This window comes from Halopiger thermotolerans, assembly GCF_054654555.1.
In genome coordinates this window covers 1,150,218-1,168,516 of the sequence record NZ_BAAIEU010000004.1, presented here as the reverse complement: position 1 = coordinate 1,168,516, position 18,299 = coordinate 1,150,218, and the positions used below count along the sequence as shown (strand labels likewise).

Below are 18,299 nucleotides of genomic sequence, written 5' to 3'. Positions count from 1 at the left end.
GACTGCCACGGTCAGCCGTACGAACCCACCCCCCGAGGGCGCTACGCCGCGCCGTCCCGATACCGCTCGCCCCAGCGCGGCCCCGCGCGACTCGAGAGGACGTACCCGATGGCGCCGACGACGAGCCCCGCGACGCCGAGTGCGGCGGCGACCGCCGTAGCGGGCGGCGCGGCGACGAAGCCGGCGACCAGCGTCGGCACGAGCGGGACGGCCACCCCGGCCGTGAACCCCGAAAAGCGGACGGCGTCGAAGAGGAACTCGTTGGGATCGAAGCCGGCCAGGTAGACCGTGAGCCCGTAGTAGTACAGCGCGTAGCCGGCGAGCACGACCGCGCCGGCGACGGCGTCGACGAGCGTCGCGTCGAACCAGACGAGCGCCGCCAGATAGGGGACGGCGACCGTCGGCGCGCCGACCAGCACGAACGCGGTCCGCTTGGCCCGGAAGACGTCCGCGATCGGAATCGGATAGACGAGATAGTCCTCGAGCGAGTCGAACTGCGTGAGCCAGTTGTAGGTGGTAAACGCCGAGAGCCCGAGGACGCCGCCGAAGAAGATCCCCGGCGCGGGCGCGATGCCGGTGATCGACTCGACGACGCCGACGAGCGCGGCGACCAGCGCGAACAGCACGCCGGCCGAGACGAGCGGCTTCCAGACGCCGCCGGCCGAGCGCGCCAGCTCGAGCAGCGTCTTCGCCACGAGCGCGTCGGTCTCGATCGGCAGCGCGTCGCTGATCGTCCCGAACCGATCGCTGGCCGTCCGCGACGGCTTCCCGTAGGTCGGATCGTAGACCGCGAGCGCCGTGACGGCGCCGAGCGCCGCCGCGGCGGCCAGTCCGACGGCGCCGAGTAGCGAGCCGTTCAGCGGCACGAGCGCGGCGCGAACGGCCGCGGCGTCGACCGGGCTGGCCAGCCAACCGAGGGCCGCGACGAGGCCGAGCGCGAGGCCGATCGCCCACGTCGGAACCCCCCGCGTCCGGGCGGCGATCAGGCCGACCGTCGCCGTCGTCCCGACGGCGAAGACGAGCGAGAGCGACAGCCAGAGGGCCAGCACCGCGGTCACCGTGCCCCGTACTGTCGCCGTCGACGTCGCGCGCGCCTCGAGTGCCGCTGCGGCGATCGCCATCGGTAGCACGAAGACGAGCCCGTAGAACAGCGCGTCCTTCAGCAGGAACAGGCCCAGCAGGCGGCGCCGCGAGAGCGGGAGCGTCGTCGCCGTCGACAGGACGAGCGACAGCCGCCCGAAGACGTTCTCGAGCATCGACGAGCCGGCGAGGGCGGCCGTCCCGCCGTAGAGGCCGAAGCCGAGCGCGAGGACGTGCAGCCCGGTCACGACGGTCGCGGCCGCGGTCCCGGTTTCGACGAGCGCGAACGCCCCCGCGGCGGTCAGCGCGGCGACGACCAGCGGGAAGCAGGCGAACCGCCAGCCGCCGAACAGCCGCGCGTGGAGCCGCCACTCCTCGCGGGCCAGCGCGCGGAAGACGGTCCACGCGGTCCTCTTGCCGGCGCGGGTCGATCCCGTCGCCGATCCCGAACTCGGTGTCGGGCCGGCGTCCTCCCCGGTCATGGCGCGACCCGCTCGAGCGACGGCACGTCCCGCGTCTCGGCCGGATCGACGTGCTCGAGGAAGACGTCGAGCAGGGAGTCGTTCCCGTCCCCGTCGCCGAGACCGTCCTCGAGCGTCCGCTCGGCGACGAGTCGGCCGTCGGCGACGATCCCGACCCGCGTACAGATCTCCGCGGCGACGTCGATGTTGTGCGTCGAGACGAAGACGGCGTTGTCGTCGGCCGCGTACGCCACGAGGAACCGCTTGACCTGCTCCTGGACGAGCGGATCGAGGTTCGCCAGGGGCTCGTCGATCAACACCGCGTCGGGCTCGTGGAGGAACGCCTGCGCGATCATCACCTTCTGTTGTTGCCCGCGCGAGAGGTCGGTGTGGAGCGTGTCCAGTTTGCTACAGAATCCCAACCGGTCGCTCCAGAGTTCCGTCCGCTCGCGGACGTAGTCGGGCTCGAGATCGCGGACGTCGCCGACGAACTCGAGGTACTCCCGCGGCGTCAGAAAGCTCGGCGGCGACCCCCGCTCCGGCACGATGCCGACGCGCCGTCGCGTTTCGATCGGCGCCGCGCTCGGATCGCGCTCCAGCACCCGGACGTCCCCCGCGTCCGGACGGAGCTGGCCGGTGAGCGCGCGGAGCGTGGTCGTCTTGCCCGCGCCGTTGGGCCCGAGAAAGCCGAAGACGTCGCCCCGGTCGACGTCGAAGGTCATCCCGTCGACTGCCTGCACTTCCCCGTACGATTTCGTCAACCCAGCTACCCGTATGGCTCCCATCCAACGGCGATTATCAACGGTGGATAATAACTGTGCTGGGGGCAGATCGACGGAGGGCGACGGTGTGCCGAACGTGTTCGCCAAATATTGTCCGCTATCGCTAACGCTCCGCGGCGACTCAGAACTCGGTTCCGCGGCGCGCCCGCTGGCCCGCGTCGATCGGGTGCTTCTCCTTGCGGACGTTCGTGATCAGGTCCGCCCGGTCCTCGAGGTAGCTCGGTTCGGCGTGACTGCCCGACAGCACGAGCTCGAGGTCGGCGGGCTTCTCCTCGATCAGGGCGAGCACGTCGTCCTCGCCGATCAGGCCGCGGTCCGCGGCGTAGAGCACCTCGTCGAGGATCAGCATGTGGACGCCCTCGTCGGCGGATCCGTCGAGCGGGAACGGCGTCGTGAGGTCGGCCTCGCGGGCGGCCGCGAGCAGGTCTCGTGCGCGCTCGAGGCCCGCCTGCGCCTGCGCTTCGTGGTCTTCCTCGTCGCTCCCGTCGGCCATGCCGTGCCAGCCGTAGTGGCCGAGGTTCTCGTAGCTGATGCCGGGTAGCGCCGTGATCGCGTTGTACTCGCCGCGGACGGCCTCGACGCTCGAGGCGCCGCCCTTCATGAACTGGAGCATGTGGACGCGGTAGCCGTGGCCCGCGGCGCGCATCCCCATGCCGAGCGTCGCCGTCGTCTTGCCCTTGCCGTCGCCCCACCACACCTGCACGAGGCCGAACTCCTCGGGCGCGGCCGGCTCGATGCGCTCCGGTTCCGGCGTTCGTCCGCGGCCGGGCGCGTTCGCGACCGGATCTGCGTCGGCGTCCGAATGCGCGTTCGTGTTCGAATCCGCGTCCGTATCCGCCTCTGGGTCTGCGTCCGCGGACGGACGCTCGCGCTCGTCGCTCATACGCGACTCGTCGGCGCGCCGGCACATGTAGCCACCGACTGGCGCGCGGTCGGGCGATCGCGGCGATTGCAGCGATCGTAACGGTCGCGGCGCCGACGGCCGTCGCCGAACCGACGCCCTCGCCGCCGACCAAACGTGTCTTTAGGCCTCGCTCCTAACCCGTTGGCACCCAATGTCACTCGAGTTTTCGTCGTCAGACGAGCCCGCCGGCCTCGAGTCGATCGTGGCCGCGCTCGACGACGACGCGTGCCGTCGCATCATCGCGGTCCTCGAGGAACCGCTGACGGCCGACGAGATCGCCGAAAAGGCGGACATCCCCCTCTCCTCGACGTACAAGAAACTCGACCGACTGGCGGACGCGGACCTGGTGACGGAAACGAACGGGGCGCGCCGGGGCCCCCACGCCAAATCGAGATACGTTGCGAACTTCGATCGGATCGCGATTAACCTCGGCGACGACCGAACGTTTCGCGTCGACGTCGACCGCGAGAAGGGACCGTCGCTCGATCTCTTTTCGGACGTCGAACAGGAGTTCTGACCCGCCGGCTCCGTCTCCGGATTACGAGAACCGCGCGGCGATGTCGGCCTCGGTGATGATGCCCACCGTCTCGCCCGCCTCGGTAATCATCACCGCCTTGTAGTGCTCGAGTAAGTTGCTGATCTCGTCTAAGGTCGCGTCCTTCGAGACGGTCGGGAAGCTCTCGCTCATGTGCTCCTCGACGGGTTCGTCGCGCGCCTGGGAGTCGAGGTGGACGAGATCGCTCTGACTGATCGAGCCGACGGGAATCCCGTCCTGGATGACCGCCAGCTGGGAGTAGGCCTCCTCCTCCATCTTTCGCGCGGCCTCCTTGACGGCGTCGTCGGGCGAGACGCTGACGACGGCCTCGTTCATCAGGTCCTCCGCGCGGACGACGTCGCTCTCGGCCTTCTCCAAGGCGTTGACGATCCTGCGGAGCGTCGAGAGCCGCGGGTCGACGTCGCCGCCCTCGATGCGCGCGATCAGCGGCTGGGAGACGTCTGCCTTCTCGGCGAGTTCGCTCTGGGTCAGCCCGAGTTCGGTGCGGCGCTGGCGCAGGTCGGCGGGCGTCGGGAGTTCCATACGCATAGATAACTACCGGTTATCAAAAGTACTTTGGGTCGCCCCAGTACTCGCGGCAGCGGGTCGTGTGCGCCGATGCGCTACTCGTCTTCGGGAACCTCGACGACTTCCACGACTGACAGGGGGACGTCCCGCAGCGCGCCGCCGACTTCGCTCTTTGCGATCCGCGAGGCGTGTTCCTCCCCGTCGGCGTTGTAGACCTCCATCTCGAGGGCCAGGCCCACGAGCGCGGTGTCGGCCGCGATGAAGGCCGAATCGAAGGGCTCGCCACAGGCGGGACAGCCCGTCGCGCCGACCTCGACCTCGACGTAGTCCATGTCTTCGCTGTTGAGTCGTTTCCCGGCTTCGCTGACGGCGACGCCGATCGCGTCGTCGATCTCCTCGACGTCACGGACGAGCCATGCAGCTTCCATCGCGACGAGATAGTTGCCCATACGTCATACTCAGTCCGAAGGGTTTCCTGCTTTGCGGTTCGTCTCCGTTCGCAGGCGACGATGCCACGAATTCGCGTGCCACGGCGCTCGCGGAGCGCGCACGCGAACCGAATGATTCTCATAAGTTACGAGAATCGGCCGGATCGATTCCCGCCTGGATACCCGGATTTCGCCGCGAGTGCACCTCGAGTTGTCCAAACCGAAACTCGAGTTGAATCGCACGACGGCGTCGACCCAATAGTGAATTAACGATGATTATGAATTCGAGCATCCAAGAAAGCTTATATACGACCCTCGTCTGAACCACGGCTGAACGCCGATGATATCCCGCGTGTACCGCGCGACGATGTTCGCACTGTACCAACTGTGTATCGTGGTCGGCATCCTCGCGATGCCGCTCGCGATCGCCGCCCGCCAGGCCGGACTGTCCCTCCCGCTCCACCGCCTCCTCGAGAACGTCGAGGACGCGTACGAGGCCGCCCAGCCCTAATCCGAACGCACGGCGCCGTTCTGTCGTTTTTCGATCGCCGAGCGACCGCCGTTCCGCCGCCCGCGGTGGCTGACCGCCGCCGCGGCCGAGCGGCCGTCCGTCCGGTTCGTTTTCGAGGATCGCCGCCGCTCGAGCCGTCACTGCGCCGTTACCGATAGTAGCGGAAACGACGGTGGTGAACGCCGGTCTTTTATACCGTTCCGGCCGTAAGGTTCCGTCAATGCGTACACCCCAACACAACTCCGACTTCTCCGGGACGGTCGACCAGTTGGCCGACGACACCGACCCCTACGCGCCGGAAGTCGGGCGCATGCCCCAGAACGACCTCTCGATGAACGACCTGGACAACGTCAACAAGACGGGGACGACGACCATCGGTATCACGACCACCGACGGCGTCGTCATCGCGACGGACATGCGCGCCAGCCTCGGCGGCCGCTTCGTCTCGAACAAGAACGTCCAGAAGGTCGAGCAGATCCACCCGACCGGCGCGCTGACGCTGGTCGGCAGCGTCGGCGGCGCCCAGTCGTTCATCTCGACGCTGCGGGCCGAGGTCAACCTCTACGAGTCCCGCCGCGGCGAGGACATGAGCATCGAGGCGCTGGCGAACCTCGCGGGCAACTTCGCCCGCGGCGGCCCGTTCTTCGCCATCCACCCGATCCTGGGCGGCGTCGACGAGGACGGCAGCCACGTCTTCAGCATCGACCCCGCCGGCGGCGTCATGGAGGACGACTACACCGTCACCGGCTCCGGGATGCAGCTGGCCTACGGCCTGCTCGAGCAGGAGTACGAGGACGACCTCTCGAACGACGAGGCGACGACGATCGCCGCCAGCGCGATCAAGTCCGCCGCGGAGCGCGACACCGGCTCCGGTAACGGCGTCTTCCTCTGCGAGATCACCGACGAGGGCGTCGACATCCACGGCCACCACGACTTCGACGAGGTCGTCTAAGGCCGCCGTCTCGGTCGACCCGCCGTTTCCGGTTTCCAATTGCCGGTTCTCGGTTTCCGGACTCTCTCGCTTTTCGCCCGCGCGCACCGCTCTCGAGCGGCGCGTATCGCGGGCGCCGTTCGTGTTCGTGTCGGTTCCGCAGTATCCATCCGCGACAGCGGCGCCGACCCGGTAGTTCTCCCCGACCAGCGCCAGTTGGCGTAGCGGCCGCTGTACCACGGGTCGAGGGTCACGGGTCGAAAATAGCAACCGAAAGTCGAAAGCCGTTCTGCGGTGCCCGCGTCAGTCCGCCCGCGGCGTCGCTTCCGCCTCGAGTTCCGGCGTCTCGACCTGCACGGAGCGGTTCTCCTCGCTCGAGCGGTAGATCGCGTCGATGACCCGCTGGACGGTCATCGCTTCCTCGATCGTGTTCGTCTCGGGCGGTCTACCCGCCGCGATCGCCCGGAGGAACTGCTCGTCCTGCTGTGCGTAGCCGGTCATCGACTCCTCGCCGGTCAACTGGATGTCGGCGTAGTGGTCGGAGCCGGCCGTCCCGGTCTCGAGCAGTTTGAGGTTCGTGTCGCCGATGTCGAACTGCGCGCCGCCCTCGGTGCCGCGGATGCGGAAGTCCATGCTCTCCTCGCGGTTGGTCGCCCAGGCGGCTTCCAGCGAGATCGTCGTCCCGTCGGCGCAGCGAATGAAGGCGCTGACCGAGTCGTCGACCTCGTAGGTCTCGCTCTCGGCGTCCCAGTTGTCGCCGAACCCTTCGGGGTCGGCGTACTCCTCGCGGGTGCCGAACGTGGTTCGAGCCGTCCCCGTGACCTCGACGATGTCGGGGAAATCGAGCGCGTAGAGGGCCAGATCGAGCGCGTGGACGCCGATGTCCAGCAGGGCGCCGCCGCCGGCCAGATCGGGGTCGGTGAACCACGAGCCCGGACCGGGGACGCCGCGCCGGCGCACGTAGTTGGCCTCGACGTGCGTGAGTTCGCCGAACCGGCCGCGCGCGTGTTGCTCCTCGAACATGGTCATCGAGGCCGCGTGGCGGTTGTGGAAGCCGACCATGCAGATGGCGTCGCTTTCCGCGGCCGTCCGGGCGATCCGCTCGGCGCTCTCTAACGTGTGCGCGAGGGGCTTCTCGACGAGCACGTGACGCCCCGCCTCGAGCGCGGCGACGGTGATCGGTTCGTGGAACCGGTTGGGCGTCGTCACGATGACCGCGTCGACGTCGTCGTTCTCGAGGAGGTCTTCGTGGGTTTCGTAGGTTGCCGCGTTGAACTCGTCGGCGAACCGCTGCCGTTGTTCCGGAACCAGGTCGGCGCCGGCAACGACCGAGGCGCCCTGGTCCGCGACGGTTCGCGCGTGTAGGTGTCCCATACCGCCCAGTCCGACGACGCCGATGCCGATATCGTCGCCGATCACGCGTCGTCACCTCGCGTCTCGTCAGGGACGGAGGTCTCGGTGGAGGAGGCGAGCGACCGGCGAGAAAAACCTCGTTTCGTTCCCATAGGCGGGCGGTTCCAGTTCATACAGAAACGCGGTCAGCAACCGAAATAAGGGTTGTGACTGATTACGCTCTCTCCGCCGGATTCATTCAGGGAGTAAGATAGTTTTCCCCGGATCGACCGAGGAGGGGCGGATAGAAAATGATGTCTTATACCCTGACTTTCGCGGACTGCGATCGGCCGACATAAGGGGATCGGCCGGCCACACGAGGATAATGGTCACCGTTACCGTCTGGAACGAGTTCCGTCACGAGCAGGAAGACGAGGAGGCCGCCGCCGTCTATCCGGACGGCATCCACGCGACGATCGCCGACGCCCTCGAGGGACACGACCCCGTCGACGAGGTGCAAACGGCGACGCTCGACGAGCCCGAACACGGCCTTACGGAGGACGTACTCGAGGCGACGGACGTCCTGTTCTGGTGGGGGCACATTGCGCACGACGAGGTCGAGGACGAGATCGTCGACCGCGTGCACGAGCGCGTACTCGAGGGCATGGGGCTGATCGTGCTCCACTCGGGCCATTTCTCGAAGATCTTCAAACGGCTCATGGGGACGACGTGTAACCTCCAGTGGCGCGAGGACGGCGGCACCGAGCGGCTCTGGGTCGTCGACCCCGGCCACCCGATCGTCGACGGCATCGACGAGTGCATCGAACTGCCCCAGACCGAGATGTACGGCGAGCCGTTCGATATCCCGGAACCGGACCGGCTGGTGTTCACGAGCTGGTTCGAGGGCGGCGAGGTCTTCCGCAGCGGCTGCTGTTACCAGCGCGGGAAGGGCCGAATCTTCTACTTCCGGCCGGGCCACGAGACGTTCCCCATCTACGAGAACGAGGAGATCCGCCGCGTCCTCCGCAACGCCGTCGAGTGGGCGAGCCCGCGAGAGGGATCGCCGCGGACGTTCGGCGAGCGCGAGTAAGACGCGGGGACGGCCGACGAATCGAAAAGCGGCCTACAGCTCCCGTCGACCTTCGTCGGTAATCACGCTCTCGAGCAACTCGACCGGCGTCGCGTCGTAGTTGGGATTCTCGACGTCGAACCCTTCGGCCGGTTCGGGCATGACCTCGCTGCCCGGCCGGAACTCGTTCTCGAAGACGAACGCCTCGCCGACGATCTTCGAGGCCGAGCCCACCACGGTGACGGGCACGTCGAGGCGGTTCGCCGTCGAGGCGATCGGGAACGTCCCGACGCGGTTGTAGAGCGTGTCCTCGACGATGCAGTCCATGCCGACGACGACGCGGTCGCACTCCTCGAGGTAGAGGCCGTGCGCGCTATCCGTGATCAGCGTCGCCTCGACGCCCTCGAGGTCGGCGAGGGTGCGCGCGGTCTTGCGGCCGATGTATCTGGGTCGGGCTTCGGTGACGTAGACGTCGAAGGTCTTGCCGGCGTCGGTCGCCTGCTCTAAGGCCTCGATCACCGTGGAGGAGTAGTCGTGAGTCAGCAGGGTCGCGCCGTCCGCGAGGTGCTCGACGGCGTTCTCGGCAGCCAGCCGCTTCCCGGACTCGACCCGGGAGACGACGGCGTCGATCTTCTTCGCAGTGCGCTCCTTGGCTTCCTCGACGCTGTCGGGGTCGGCGTCCTCGACGTCCTCGACGATTTCACGGACCGCGTTCTGGAGCGATGCGTGGGAGGGATTCGCCCGCCGGAGGACCGAGCCGTTGCGCTCGAGATCCCGGAGGTATTCGTCGACGGTGGCGAACTCCCGATCGAGCAGTTCTTCGAGCGCCCGGGCCGCGTGGACCGCGACCACCGAGGCGCTGTGCGTCTGCATCTCCTGGATCTCCTCGACGGTCTCGTCGATCATACTGAAGGGGTTTCCCGTCAGCGGCAAAGGTGTTCCGGGTGGCGGCAGTTCGCGGGACGGCGGACGGCCGAGCCGGCCGTGACGCTACTTGTCGAATCCGAAGATCCGGCGCAACTCGCCTTCGATACGGTCGACGAGTTCCTCGAGGGCGGCGTCGAACTGCTCGTGGTCGGCGACGGCGCCGACGCGCTCCTCGACGTCGTCGGGAAGTTCGACGCGGAACTCGCCATCACCTTCGTAGAACGGTTCGCTCTCGGCGAGCACCTTGCGATCGATCGCCTTCAGCACCGTCGAATCGTATCGCCCGTGGAGTTGCTGGTAGGCGTTGGAGTAGGCCGTCTCGAGTTCCTCGAAGTAGTGGACGTACTTGTCCTCGAACTTTGCGGGGTCGAACTCGGCCGTGCCGTCGGTCATGGCTGTTCGTGTGGGCGCGAGCCGGTAAACGGTTTGGACCTGACTCGAGTGACCTGCAGGCCGGCGCCCGCAGGCTTACGTCCGTCACGCGCCTAGAACCGCCGATGACTGACACTGACACCGTCACCGTCCGGTACACCTGTCCCCACTGCGGCGCCGTCGTCAGCCTCGAGCGGCCGCCGGACCTCGCGGATCGCTCGGTCACCAAAGTCCGCCAGCCGGGCTGGGAGTACGCCGCCCCGGACGACCCGGACCGCGAGGCGGCCGACGGGGTCGAGTTCATCTGCGGCGAGGACGGCCCCGTTACCGACCTCGAGGGCGAACCCGTCGAGGGCTGCGGCCGTCCCTTCTACCTCAACTTCGTCCGCTACGAGCAGGGGGTCGAACTCGAGCCGGATCCGCCGACCTACGGCGGGCCGCGGTTCGATTTTAACGCGTAAGGAGCCGACGCGTCCGAACGGCAGGCCACGGCGGTCGAATCGCGGGCGACGCCGTTCGAAACGGCTCCGCCGTTTCGTGACTGAGCGGACCGGCGTTCCGCGAGGTCCGCGAAATATTCGATTTCGGTCGCTGACGAGGGATTGGCGGTCTCTCGAGCCGGGAGAGCGGTCCCGAAGAAAAACGGTGGGAACACAACCCTTTTCGACGCCGGGAAGTACACCCTTATATGGACGAAGCCGCCGTTCGCGACCGCCTCCGGACGGTCGAGGATCCGGAACTCGGCGACGACATCGTTTCGCTCGGACTCGTTAACGACATCTCCGTCGACGGCGACGAGGTCAGCGTCGACCTCGCGCTGGGCGCACCGTACTCGCCGACCGAATCGGACATCGCCGCCGAAGCCCGCGAAGCGCTCGTCGAGGCGGGCCTCGAGCCCGACCTCTCGGCCAGCGTTCCCGACCGGGACGACCTCTCGAGCGACGAGCAGGTGCTTCCCGGCGTCAAGAACGTCATCGCCGTCGCCTCCGGGAAGGGCGGCGTCGGCAAGTCGACCGTCGCGGTCAACCTCGCGGCCGGCCTCTCGCAACTCGGCGCCCGCGTCGGCCTGTTCGACGCCGACGTCTACGGGCCGAACGTGCCGCGGATGGTCGACGCCGACGAGCCGCCGATGGCCACCGAGGACGAGACGCTCGTCCCGCCCGAGAAGTACGGCGTGAAGCTGATGAGCATGGCCTTCCTGACCGGCGAGGACGACCCCGTCATCTGGCGCGGTCCGATGGTCCACAAGGTCATCACCCAGCTGACGGAGGACGTCGAGTGGGGCCACCTCGACTACCTCGTCGTCGACCTCCCGCCAGGGACCGGCGATACCCAGCTGACGATGCTCCAGACGATGCCGGTCACCGGCGCGGTCATCGTGACGACGCCCCAGGACGTCGCGCTGGACGACGCGCGCAAGGGACTGGAGATGTTCGCCCAGCACGACACCGTCGTCCTCGGCATCGCCGAGAACATGTCCTCGTTCGCCTGCCCCGACTGCGGGAGCCAGCACGACATCTTCGGCGCCGGCGGCGGGAAGGAGTTCGCCGACGAGCACGACATGCCGTTCCTCGGCTCGATCCCGCTCGATCCGAGCGTCCGCGAGGGCGGCGATAGCGGGAAGCCGACCGTTCTCGACGACGACAGCGAGGTCGGCGAGTCGTTCCGGACGATCACCGAGAACGTGGCGAACAACACGGGGATCGTACACCGGCGCAGCGTCTCCCAATCGCAGCGGGCGGCGTCTCGGAGCGATGACTGACGGCGACGTCACTGCTGACGGAGACGGGGACCGCGACGCCGACGCGGGTGGGGACGGCAACGCGGACGCGGACACGAACGCAGACGAATTCGACCCCGACCCCGAACGCGTCGCCCTCCTCCGCGAGGTCGCCGACGACGTCCGCGGCGAGACCAGCGAGAGCAAACAGCTCGCGAACATCCTCTACCGCACCAGCGACCTCTACGACGAGGACGAGGAGACGACGCCCGAGGAGATCGTTCGCAACGTCAAGTTCATTCTCGAGGTCAACGAACGCGGCGGCCTCGGTCGCTGATCCGTCCGTTTCTGTCCCGCCGATCGTCGTTCGTTGATCCGATCACCGTCGATCGCTCCCGATCGTCATCGGTCCGGCCGATCGCCGTTTATCGCATCTTTCCGGCCCTCAGTACTTCTGATAGCGACAGCCTCTCGTCTCTCGGATCTCCGCAGGCCGTTCGATGTCGCTGTAATTCTTCCACTGGTCACCATCTAATACCTCTCAGTACCATGCAAGGGTACCACTTATCTGTGTGTGACTGCTTTGTTTAGGTAGGAAGTAGCGACGAGGGATCCGACCCGCCTCGTCACAAACCTCCGTGATACCCATGACTAACGCAACCACGCCCATCGAAGCCACGTTCGAACTGCAGCGCCAGTCGATCAAACAGAGCCAGCAGCTGTTCTCGCAGGGACTCGAGATGCAGGAGAACGTGACCGAAACGGCCCTCCGAAACGGAATGGCGGCGCAGCGAAGCGCTCAGCGCCAGGGGACCGAACTCGCCCGCCGACTCATCGACGCCCAGCTCGAGGCGTTCGAGACGGCGATGGACGAGAACGAATACGACGTCCGCTCGACGATCGACCAGCAGTTCGAGGACAACGCGGCACAGACCCAGAAACTGCTGAACGAGGGATTCGAGCAGAGCGCCGACCTGTTCCAGCACCTGCTGAACGCGCAGTTCGACGCGATCGAGTCGGCGCTCGAGGGGGACGGACAGGACGTGCGAGCGGCCGTCGACGAGCAGTTCGACGAGTTCGAACGAACCCAGGACGACGCCTGGAACGAGTTCGAGTCGGAGTTCCTCGAGGCGTTCGAGGAGCTGACCGAGCAGCAGCAGACGGTGGTCGCCGAGTCGATCGAGTCGGCGCTCGAAACGCACCGGGAGACCGAGCAGCAGGCGGTCGAGGGCGCTCGGCTCGCGGAGGAAGCCGCCGAGAACGTCCAGCAGCAGACCGAACAGGCCGCCGAAACGATCCAGCAGCAATCCGAACAGGTCGTCGAGACCGTTCAGACGGCCCAGCAGGAAACCGAAGACGTCGTCGAAACGACCCAGAAGGGCGCGCAGGATCTGGTCGGTGAAGCGGCCGAGGCGACCGAAGACGCGGCGTCGGACACGACCGACGCGATCGAAACCGCAACCGAAGGCGGAACCGAAGTCGTCGAGGAGAGCCTGCAGTCGATCGAAGGCGTCGGTCAGGTGTACGCCGAACGCCTCGCCGGGGCGGGTATCGAGACGATCAGCGACCTCGCGGAGGCGGACGCACACACCGTCGCCAGCACCGCAGAGATCTCGGAAGAGAACGCCGAGGAGTGGATCGACGCGGCCCAGACGCAGGAGTAATCGCGGTCCCGCGTTCGGATTTCGATCCCCCGCAGCGTTGACCCTTTTTTACCCCTCGTTCGAGCGCCGCCGGCCAGCCGCGGCGCTTTTGGTCGCTCCCCTCGAGACGCGAGTGTGGACGCGAATCAGCAACGCCGGGCGAACCCGTTCAACATGGACGAGCAGTGTCGGAACTGTCCCGCGCTCTGCGAGACGCGCACGCAGGTCGTCCACGGCTACGGCGACGTCGGCGCGGACTTCCTGTTCGTCGGCGAGCGGCCGACGCCGACGGCCGACGAGATCGGGATCCCGCTCGTCGCCCGTTCCGGCGACGCAGACGGAGGCGAGGCCGACGACTCCGAGGGCACCGACCTCCGTCGCATCCTCGAGCGACTCGCCCTCTGCGACGCGACCTCCCCGGCCGACGAGCCAGCCCTCGAGAACGTCTATTGTACGAACCTCACCCGGTGTCGCGACCCCGAACGGCCGCCGACCGACGAGGAGATCGGCAACTGCGAGCCGTACCTCAACGCCGAGATCCGGATGATCAACCCCGAAATCCTGATCCCGGTCGGCGAGCGCGCGCTCGCGGAACTGGGCAGGGAGTACACGACGACCCCCACGGACGAACTCGAGTTGCCCGACGCCCACGCGACGACGATCCGGGGACGGGGCTTCGAACTCGTCCCCATGATTGCCCCGTCCGAGCAGACCGACGGGCAGACCCAGGCGTGGGTCGAACACTTCGCCGAACTGATGGCGTCGGACTACCGCCAGACGAAGGGGCGCCAGGGACGGTAGTCGGCCGGCCCGACCGCTCGACGTGACGTTCTGAACCGGTCACCAGTACGGCGTTTGCAGTCGTCCACCACCACGTACTCCGAGTGCGGTCAACGCGGCGACGACCGCGACCGCGACGAGGGCCGTTCCGACGGACGGCGCGCGCAGTTCGAGGCCTCCCGGCGGTTCGACCAGATAGCCGCTGGCGACGCCGTAGAGCGCCGCGAGTCCGACGACAGCGAGGACGAGCGTGCCGACCGCGCCCGCGATCGGTCGAGTATCCATGGCGGTCCGCAGTACGCGTCCCGGAACCGTAACCCTCGGGGCGTTCAGGCCGGTCGTCCTCGAGGCGGCTTTTCGACTCCGTCTCGGGAACCGACGCCGCAAACGCCGCGTTCAAGGACGCCGCCGTCGGAGTACCGGGCATGATCGTCGTCGTTCCCGTCGACCCGCCGCGGGAGGGGCTCGTCCTCCCGGCACTCGTCGAGACCACGCCGCTGACCGCCGCGGACGCGGCTACGCTGTACGAGGCCGCCGTCGCGGACGTGTTGCATGCCGTCGCCTCGAGCGGCGGCGACCTGCTGGTCAACTACCGCGACGCGGAGACGCTGCCCGACGAGTTCACCGGTGCTGGGTTCACCGATCCCGAGACCGAGATCCGCGAGTTGGCGGCCGCCGCCCTCGAGAACACCGACGACGTCCGATTCGAACGGCAGGTCGGCTCGACGCACGCGGCGCGGGTCGGCAACAGCGTCACCCACCTGCTCGAGCGCGAGGAGGCCGGCAGCGTCGGCGTGCTCGAGCCGACGGCGCCGCTGGTGAGCCGCTCGGAGATCGACGGGGCGGCGATGTCGCTGCGGCGCTACGACGCGGTACTCGGCCCGTCGACTGGCGGACGAGCGTACTTCGCTGGCTTCACCGAGCCGATCGATTTCAGCGACGCGTACGCGACGCCGGCGCTTTCGACGCTCGCTGACCGCGGCGAAGACGCCGGCCTGAAACTCGGGTTCGCGCCGACGGTGCCGGACGTGCGGTCCGAATCGGGGCTGTGCACGACGATCGCGGGGCTCGAGGCGCGGCGGGCGGCCGAGCGACCGGGTGCGCCGGCGACGGCCGCCGTGGCGGACGAGTACGGGCTCGAAGTCGGCGAGGGCAGCGGGGAGAGCGAGTCGCTCGAGCGGCGATAGACCGATAACCATTTTTGAGCGGACGCGGTACGAGGTGGTGAGGTGGGGTAGCGAAGCGGCCCAACGCGCCTGCCTTGAGAGCAGGTGGCTGTATAGCCTCATGGGTTCAAATCCCATCCCCACCGCTTCTGCGACGAGCACTACGCGAGGAGCGAAGCGTGGACGCTGGGATTTGAATCAGGGAGGAGCTTCGCTCCGACTGTGGTTCAAATCCCATCCCCACCGTTCTGCCGCGAACAAATCCGTGAGCGACGGTAATCCCATCCCCGCCGGCTTTGCCTCGAGTACCCCGTAAACCGCGAACCGAGCCGACGAACCCGGTCGACGTTGCCTTCGGGTTGCGTCTGTCGCCCCTGAAACTATTGGGCTCGGACCCGAACTCGAGGTAATGGAGCGTATCGACGTTCATTCGGCCGTCGCGGGCGAGCCACCAACCTGCCCGTCGGCCCGCTGGCCGCGGCGGCGCGAGAGGTGGTACCGATGGTAGATCTCGTCGTCTCCGGCGCGCGGCTGGTCGGCGCGTTCCTGCTGGTCGGACTGAACGGCTTCTTCGTCGCGTCGGAGTTCGCCTACGTCCGCGTGCGCTCGTCGGCGGTCGAACATCTCGTTGCCGAAGAGCGGACGGGCGCGACGATCCTGCAGGAGGCCGTCGACAACCTTGACGACTATCTCGCGACCACCCAACTGGGTATCACCATCGCCTCGCTCGGACTGGGGTGGCTCGGCGAACCGGCCATCGCGGCGCTGCTCGAGCCGGTGCTCGCGCCCCTGCTGCCCGAGAACCTGCTTCACCTCGTGGCCTTCGCGGTGGGATTCACCTTCATCACCTTCCTTCACGTCGTGTTCGGCGAACTCGCCCCGAAGACGGTCGCCATCGCCGAGGCCGAACGGGTCGCCCTGCTGGTTTCGCCGCTGATGAAGTTCTTTTACTACGTTCTCTTTCCCGGCATCGTGGTCTTCAACGGAGCGGCGAACCGCTTTACGCGGCTGCTCGGGGTTCCGCCGGCCTCCGAGACCGACGAGACGCTGTCCGAACGGGAGCTCCGGACCGTGCTGGCCCGATCCGGACAGACCGGGGAGATCGATACGACCGAAGTCGAAATGATCGAGCAGATCTTCGAACTCGACGATACCGAGGTTCGAGCGGTGATGGTCCCGCGCCCGGACGCCGTCACCGTCGACAGCGACCGCTCGATCGCGGATCTTCGATCGCTGATCCTCGAGTCGGGCCACACCCGGTATCCGGTGGTCGACGCGGACGATCCCGATCAGGTGGTGGGCTTCGTCGACGCCAAGGACGTGCTGGGGGTCCTCGAGCGCGAGGGCGAGGACGCCCTCGAGTCGGCGACCGCGGGCGACATCGCGCGCGACCTGCCGATCGTTCCCGAGACGACGCCCGCCGTCGACCTCCTCGAGCAGTTCCAGCGCGACCGGGCCCAGATCGCCGCGGTCATCGACGAGTGGGGCGTCTTCGAGGGACTCGTTACGGTCGAGGACCTCGTGGAGGAGATCGTCGGTGACCTCCGCGACGGGTTCGACGTCGACGAGCCGTCGATCGATCGCCGCGGGGACGGGACCTACGTCGTCGACGGCGGCGTGACGGTGTCGACGGTCAACGAGCGATTGGGCGCCGACTTCCAGACCGAGGCGTTCGGTACCATCGGCGGACTCGTCCTCGACCGACTGGGCCGAGCGCCGGAGGTCGGGGACCGGACCGAGGTCGACGGCTACGCGCTCGAGGTGACCGCCGTCGAGGGGTCGCGCGTCGATTCGCTGGTGGTCCGCGAGGCGTCTCCCGGCGAGGAATCGGCCGAGGAGGGGACGGGGACGGGGTAGCGGCGGCCGACCGCGCTCGAAGCCCGCACGCCCGCCTCGGCCGTTCCGTGCAGTTGCGCGCCGGTCGCTTTTGGCCGTCGCCGTCGTGTCTCGACTATGTGCGCGCTCCGCCAGTGGGACGGCCAGCGAGCCGTCTGGGCTGGTCTCGGTCTGGTCATCGCCGCCGCGATCGGTTACGCTCTTTACGCCTACATCGGCACGCTGCTGTTCGCGATCTTTCTCTACTACGCGACCCGGCCGCTGTACCGGCACCTCAACCGCCACATCGAGCATCCGAACGTCACGGCGACGATCACGATCCTCCTGATCGTCCTTCCGATGGCGGCCATCATCGTCTATACGGGAGTGGTCGCGCTGCGACAGCTCGATCAGTTTCTCCTCGCTAACGACCTCGAGGCGTACCGGGCGGCGCTCGATCCGTACCTCTCGGTGGTCCGCCAGGGCGACGTGTCGCAGTTGCGAGACCTGATCGGGACCGGCAGCGGCCGATCGATCGCGTCGGTGATCCAGCAGGGGGTGCCGGACATCGTCGGACGACTGTCCTCGATCGCGGGGTCCATCGCCGGGGTCCTCGCGCGCTTTTTCCTCATGCTGACGTTTCTGTTCTACCTGCTGCGGGACGACTGGAAGCTCCGACGCTGGGTCAGCCGCAGTATCGAGTACGACGACGAGATCGTCTCGTACCTCGAGGCGGTCGACGACGACCTCGAGACGGTCTTCGTGGGGAACCTCGCCGTCATCGGCGTCGCGGCTATCATCGCCGCGGGGACGTACTTCCTGCTGAACCAGTTCGCGTCGGGCGGCACGGTCGTCGGGATGCCAGTGTTGCTGGCCGTCCTGATCGGCATCGGAACCCTGGTCCCCGCCGTCGGAATGAAGATCGTCTACGTCCCCTACGGGCTCTATCTCCTCGCGGACGCGGTCACGACGGAGACGCCGCTGTGGCAACCGATCGCGTTCTTCGCGCTCTCGGTTATCGTCATCGACACCATTCCGGACTTCTTCGCCCGGTCGCTGCTCTCGGCGCGCAGCGGCGCCCACATGGGGCTGGTCCTCCTGAGTTACTTCCTGGGGACGCTGGCGTTCGGCTGGTACGGCCTGTTTCTGGGTCCGATCGTCGTGGTGCTCGCCATTCACTTCGCCGATCGGATCTTCCCGACCCTCGCGAGCACGTTCCTCCACGGCGAGCGGCCGAGCGGCGGCGACTGAGCGTCCGTCCCGCCGCTCGTCGAGCGCCGCGCGTCCGCGACGCCGAGAACACGAAACCGGTCGA

General features: G+C 67.5%; 21 protein-coding genes and 1 tRNA gene. 13 read left to right on the top strand and 9 right to left on the bottom strand.

The genetic code is table 11. The features are described 5' to 3' along the window. Positions 1-41: 41 nt before the first annotated feature. From ACYQ26_RS13440 to ACYQ26_RS13430, 3 genes are all read right to left on the bottom strand, one after another. A complete protein-coding gene (locus tag ACYQ26_RS13440; protein ID WP_459809406.1) occupies positions 42-1,562 on the bottom strand; it encodes a hypothetical protein in 1,521 nt (506 codons plus the stop codon). Then, positions 1,559-2,326, bottom strand: a complete 768-nt coding sequence (locus ACYQ26_RS13435) for an ABC transporter ATP-binding protein (protein ID WP_459809405.1) — start codon at positions 2,324-2,326, stop codon at positions 1,559-1,561. Before ACYQ26_RS13435 ends, ACYQ26_RS13440 begins: the two co-directional genes overlap by 4 nt. A 118-nt stretch (positions 2,327-2,444) precedes the next feature. After that, positions 2,445-3,233 (bottom strand): cob(I)yrinic acid a,c-diamide adenosyltransferase, encoded by a 789-nt coding sequence (locus ACYQ26_RS13430; RefSeq protein ID WP_459809404.1) that lies wholly within the window; start codon positions 3,231-3,233, stop codon positions 2,445-2,447. 145 nt (positions 3,234-3,378) lie between these two features. Between ACYQ26_RS13430 and ACYQ26_RS13425 the strand changes: the two genes are divergently transcribed. Further along, positions 3,379-3,744: a helix-turn-helix domain-containing protein gene (locus tag ACYQ26_RS13425; protein ID WP_459809403.1), complete on the top strand. Its 366-nt coding sequence runs from the start codon at positions 3,379-3,381 to the stop codon at positions 3,742-3,744. 21 nt (positions 3,745-3,765) lie between these two features. Here ACYQ26_RS13425 and ACYQ26_RS13420 read toward each other — a convergent pair whose 3' ends face one another. Together ACYQ26_RS13420 and ACYQ26_RS13415 are read right to left on the bottom strand one after the other, a co-directional pair. Beyond that, positions 3,766-4,305, bottom strand: a complete 540-nt coding sequence (locus ACYQ26_RS13420; RefSeq protein ID WP_459809402.1) for a CBS domain-containing protein — start codon at positions 4,303-4,305, stop codon at positions 3,766-3,768. An 80-nt stretch (positions 4,306-4,385) separates the two neighbouring features. After that, complete coding sequence (locus tag ACYQ26_RS13415) at positions 4,386-4,739, bottom strand: DUF555 domain-containing protein (RefSeq protein WP_013880678.1); 354 nt, start codon at positions 4,737-4,739, stop codon at positions 4,386-4,388. A 346-nt stretch (positions 4,740-5,085) separates the two neighbouring features. On the opposite strand from ACYQ26_RS13415, the gene ACYQ26_RS13410 reads away from it, so the two are divergent. Together ACYQ26_RS13410 and psmB are read left to right on the top strand one after the other, a co-directional pair. Further along, positions 5,086-5,229, top strand: coding sequence for a hypothetical protein (locus ACYQ26_RS13410; RefSeq protein WP_459810776.1), 144 nt, complete (start codon positions 5,086-5,088; stop codon positions 5,227-5,229). 220 nt (positions 5,230-5,449) lie between these two features. Further along, positions 5,450-6,181 carry an archaeal proteasome endopeptidase complex subunit beta gene (psmB, locus tag ACYQ26_RS13405; RefSeq protein ID WP_459809401.1) on the top strand — a complete coding sequence of 244 codons (732 nt, stop codon included), beginning with the start codon at positions 5,450-5,452 and terminating at the stop codon, positions 6,179-6,181. Positions 6,182-6,463: 282 nt separating this feature from the next. On the opposite strand, the gene ACYQ26_RS13400 is transcribed toward psmB, so the two are convergent. Beyond that, positions 6,464-7,579 carry a Gfo/Idh/MocA family protein gene (locus ACYQ26_RS13400; protein ID WP_459809400.1) on the bottom strand — a complete coding sequence of 372 codons (1,116 nt, stop codon included), beginning with the start codon at positions 7,577-7,579 and terminating at the stop codon, positions 6,464-6,466. Positions 7,580-7,877: 298 nt separating this feature from the next. Here ACYQ26_RS13400 and ACYQ26_RS13395 point away from each other — a divergent pair, with 298 nt between their 5' ends. Next, positions 7,878-8,582 carry a ThuA domain-containing protein gene (locus ACYQ26_RS13395; RefSeq protein WP_459809399.1) on the top strand — a complete coding sequence of 235 codons (705 nt, stop codon included), beginning with the start codon at positions 7,878-7,880 and terminating at the stop codon, positions 8,580-8,582. A 33-nt stretch (positions 8,583-8,615) separates the two neighbouring features. On the opposite strand, the gene ACYQ26_RS13390 is transcribed toward ACYQ26_RS13395, so the two are convergent. Both ACYQ26_RS13390 and ACYQ26_RS13385 read right to left on the bottom strand, forming a co-directional pair. After that, a complete protein-coding gene (locus tag ACYQ26_RS13390; RefSeq protein ID WP_459809398.1) occupies positions 8,616-9,467 on the bottom strand; it encodes an eIF2B alpha/beta/delta subunit family protein in 852 nt (283 codons plus the stop codon). Positions 9,468-9,551: 84 nt separating this feature from the next. After that, a complete protein-coding gene (locus ACYQ26_RS13385) occupies positions 9,552-9,881 on the bottom strand; it encodes a DUF5783 family protein (protein ID WP_459809397.1) in 330 nt (109 codons plus the stop codon). 104 nt (positions 9,882-9,985) lie between these two features. On the opposite strand from ACYQ26_RS13385, the gene ACYQ26_RS13380 reads away from it, so the two are divergent. The 5 genes from ACYQ26_RS13380 (at position 9,986) to ACYQ26_RS13360 (ending at position 14,024) form a co-directional block, all read left to right on the top strand. Beyond that, complete coding sequence (locus ACYQ26_RS13380; RefSeq protein WP_459809396.1) at positions 9,986-10,321, top strand: DUF7969 family protein; 336 nt, start codon at positions 9,986-9,988, stop codon at positions 10,319-10,321. Between the two features lie 227 nt (positions 10,322-10,548). After that, complete coding sequence (locus tag ACYQ26_RS13375) at positions 10,549-11,622, top strand: Mrp/NBP35 family ATP-binding protein (protein ID WP_459809395.1); 1,074 nt, start codon at positions 10,549-10,551, stop codon at positions 11,620-11,622. Beyond that, entirely contained in the window at positions 11,615-11,917 is a 303-nt protein-coding gene (locus tag ACYQ26_RS13370; RefSeq protein ID WP_459809394.1) for a DUF7976 family protein, read from the top strand. The genes ACYQ26_RS13375 and ACYQ26_RS13370 overlap by 8 nt, the downstream gene beginning before the upstream one ends. Before the next feature lie 310 nt (positions 11,918-12,227). Then, positions 12,228-13,244 (top strand): helix-hairpin-helix domain-containing protein, encoded by a 1,017-nt coding sequence (locus ACYQ26_RS13365; RefSeq protein WP_459809393.1) that lies wholly within the window; start codon positions 12,228-12,230, stop codon positions 13,242-13,244. Between the two features lie 114 nt (positions 13,245-13,358). After that, a complete protein-coding gene (locus tag ACYQ26_RS13360) occupies positions 13,359-14,024 on the top strand; it encodes a uracil-DNA glycosylase (RefSeq protein WP_459809392.1) in 666 nt (221 codons plus the stop codon). Between the two features lie 39 nt (positions 14,025-14,063). Here the strand turns inward: ACYQ26_RS13360 and ACYQ26_RS13355 are convergent, their stop codons facing one another. Continuing rightward, positions 14,064-14,288 carry a hypothetical protein gene (locus tag ACYQ26_RS13355; RefSeq protein WP_459809391.1) on the bottom strand — a complete coding sequence of 75 codons (225 nt, stop codon included), beginning with the start codon at positions 14,286-14,288 and terminating at the stop codon, positions 14,064-14,066. Positions 14,289-14,428: 140 nt separating this feature from the next. Here ACYQ26_RS13355 and ACYQ26_RS13350 point away from each other — a divergent pair, with 140 nt between their 5' ends. From ACYQ26_RS13350 to ACYQ26_RS13335, 4 genes are all read left to right on the top strand, one after another. Further along, positions 14,429-15,190: a hypothetical protein gene (locus ACYQ26_RS13350; RefSeq protein ID WP_459809390.1), complete on the top strand. Its 762-nt coding sequence runs from the start codon at positions 14,429-14,431 to the stop codon at positions 15,188-15,190. Positions 15,191-15,231: 41 nt separating this feature from the next. After that, positions 15,232-15,315 (top strand) — tRNA-Ser (locus tag ACYQ26_RS13345). A gap of 355 nt (positions 15,316-15,670) precedes the next feature. Further along, positions 15,671-17,026, top strand: coding sequence for a hemolysin family protein (locus ACYQ26_RS13340; protein WP_459809389.1), 1,356 nt, complete (start codon positions 15,671-15,673; stop codon positions 17,024-17,026). A gap of 96 nt (positions 17,027-17,122) precedes the next feature. Further along, a complete protein-coding gene (locus ACYQ26_RS13335) occupies positions 17,123-18,235 on the top strand; it encodes an AI-2E family transporter (RefSeq protein ID WP_459809388.1) in 1,113 nt (370 codons plus the stop codon). The last annotated feature ends 64 nt before the right edge of the window (positions 18,236-18,299 follow it).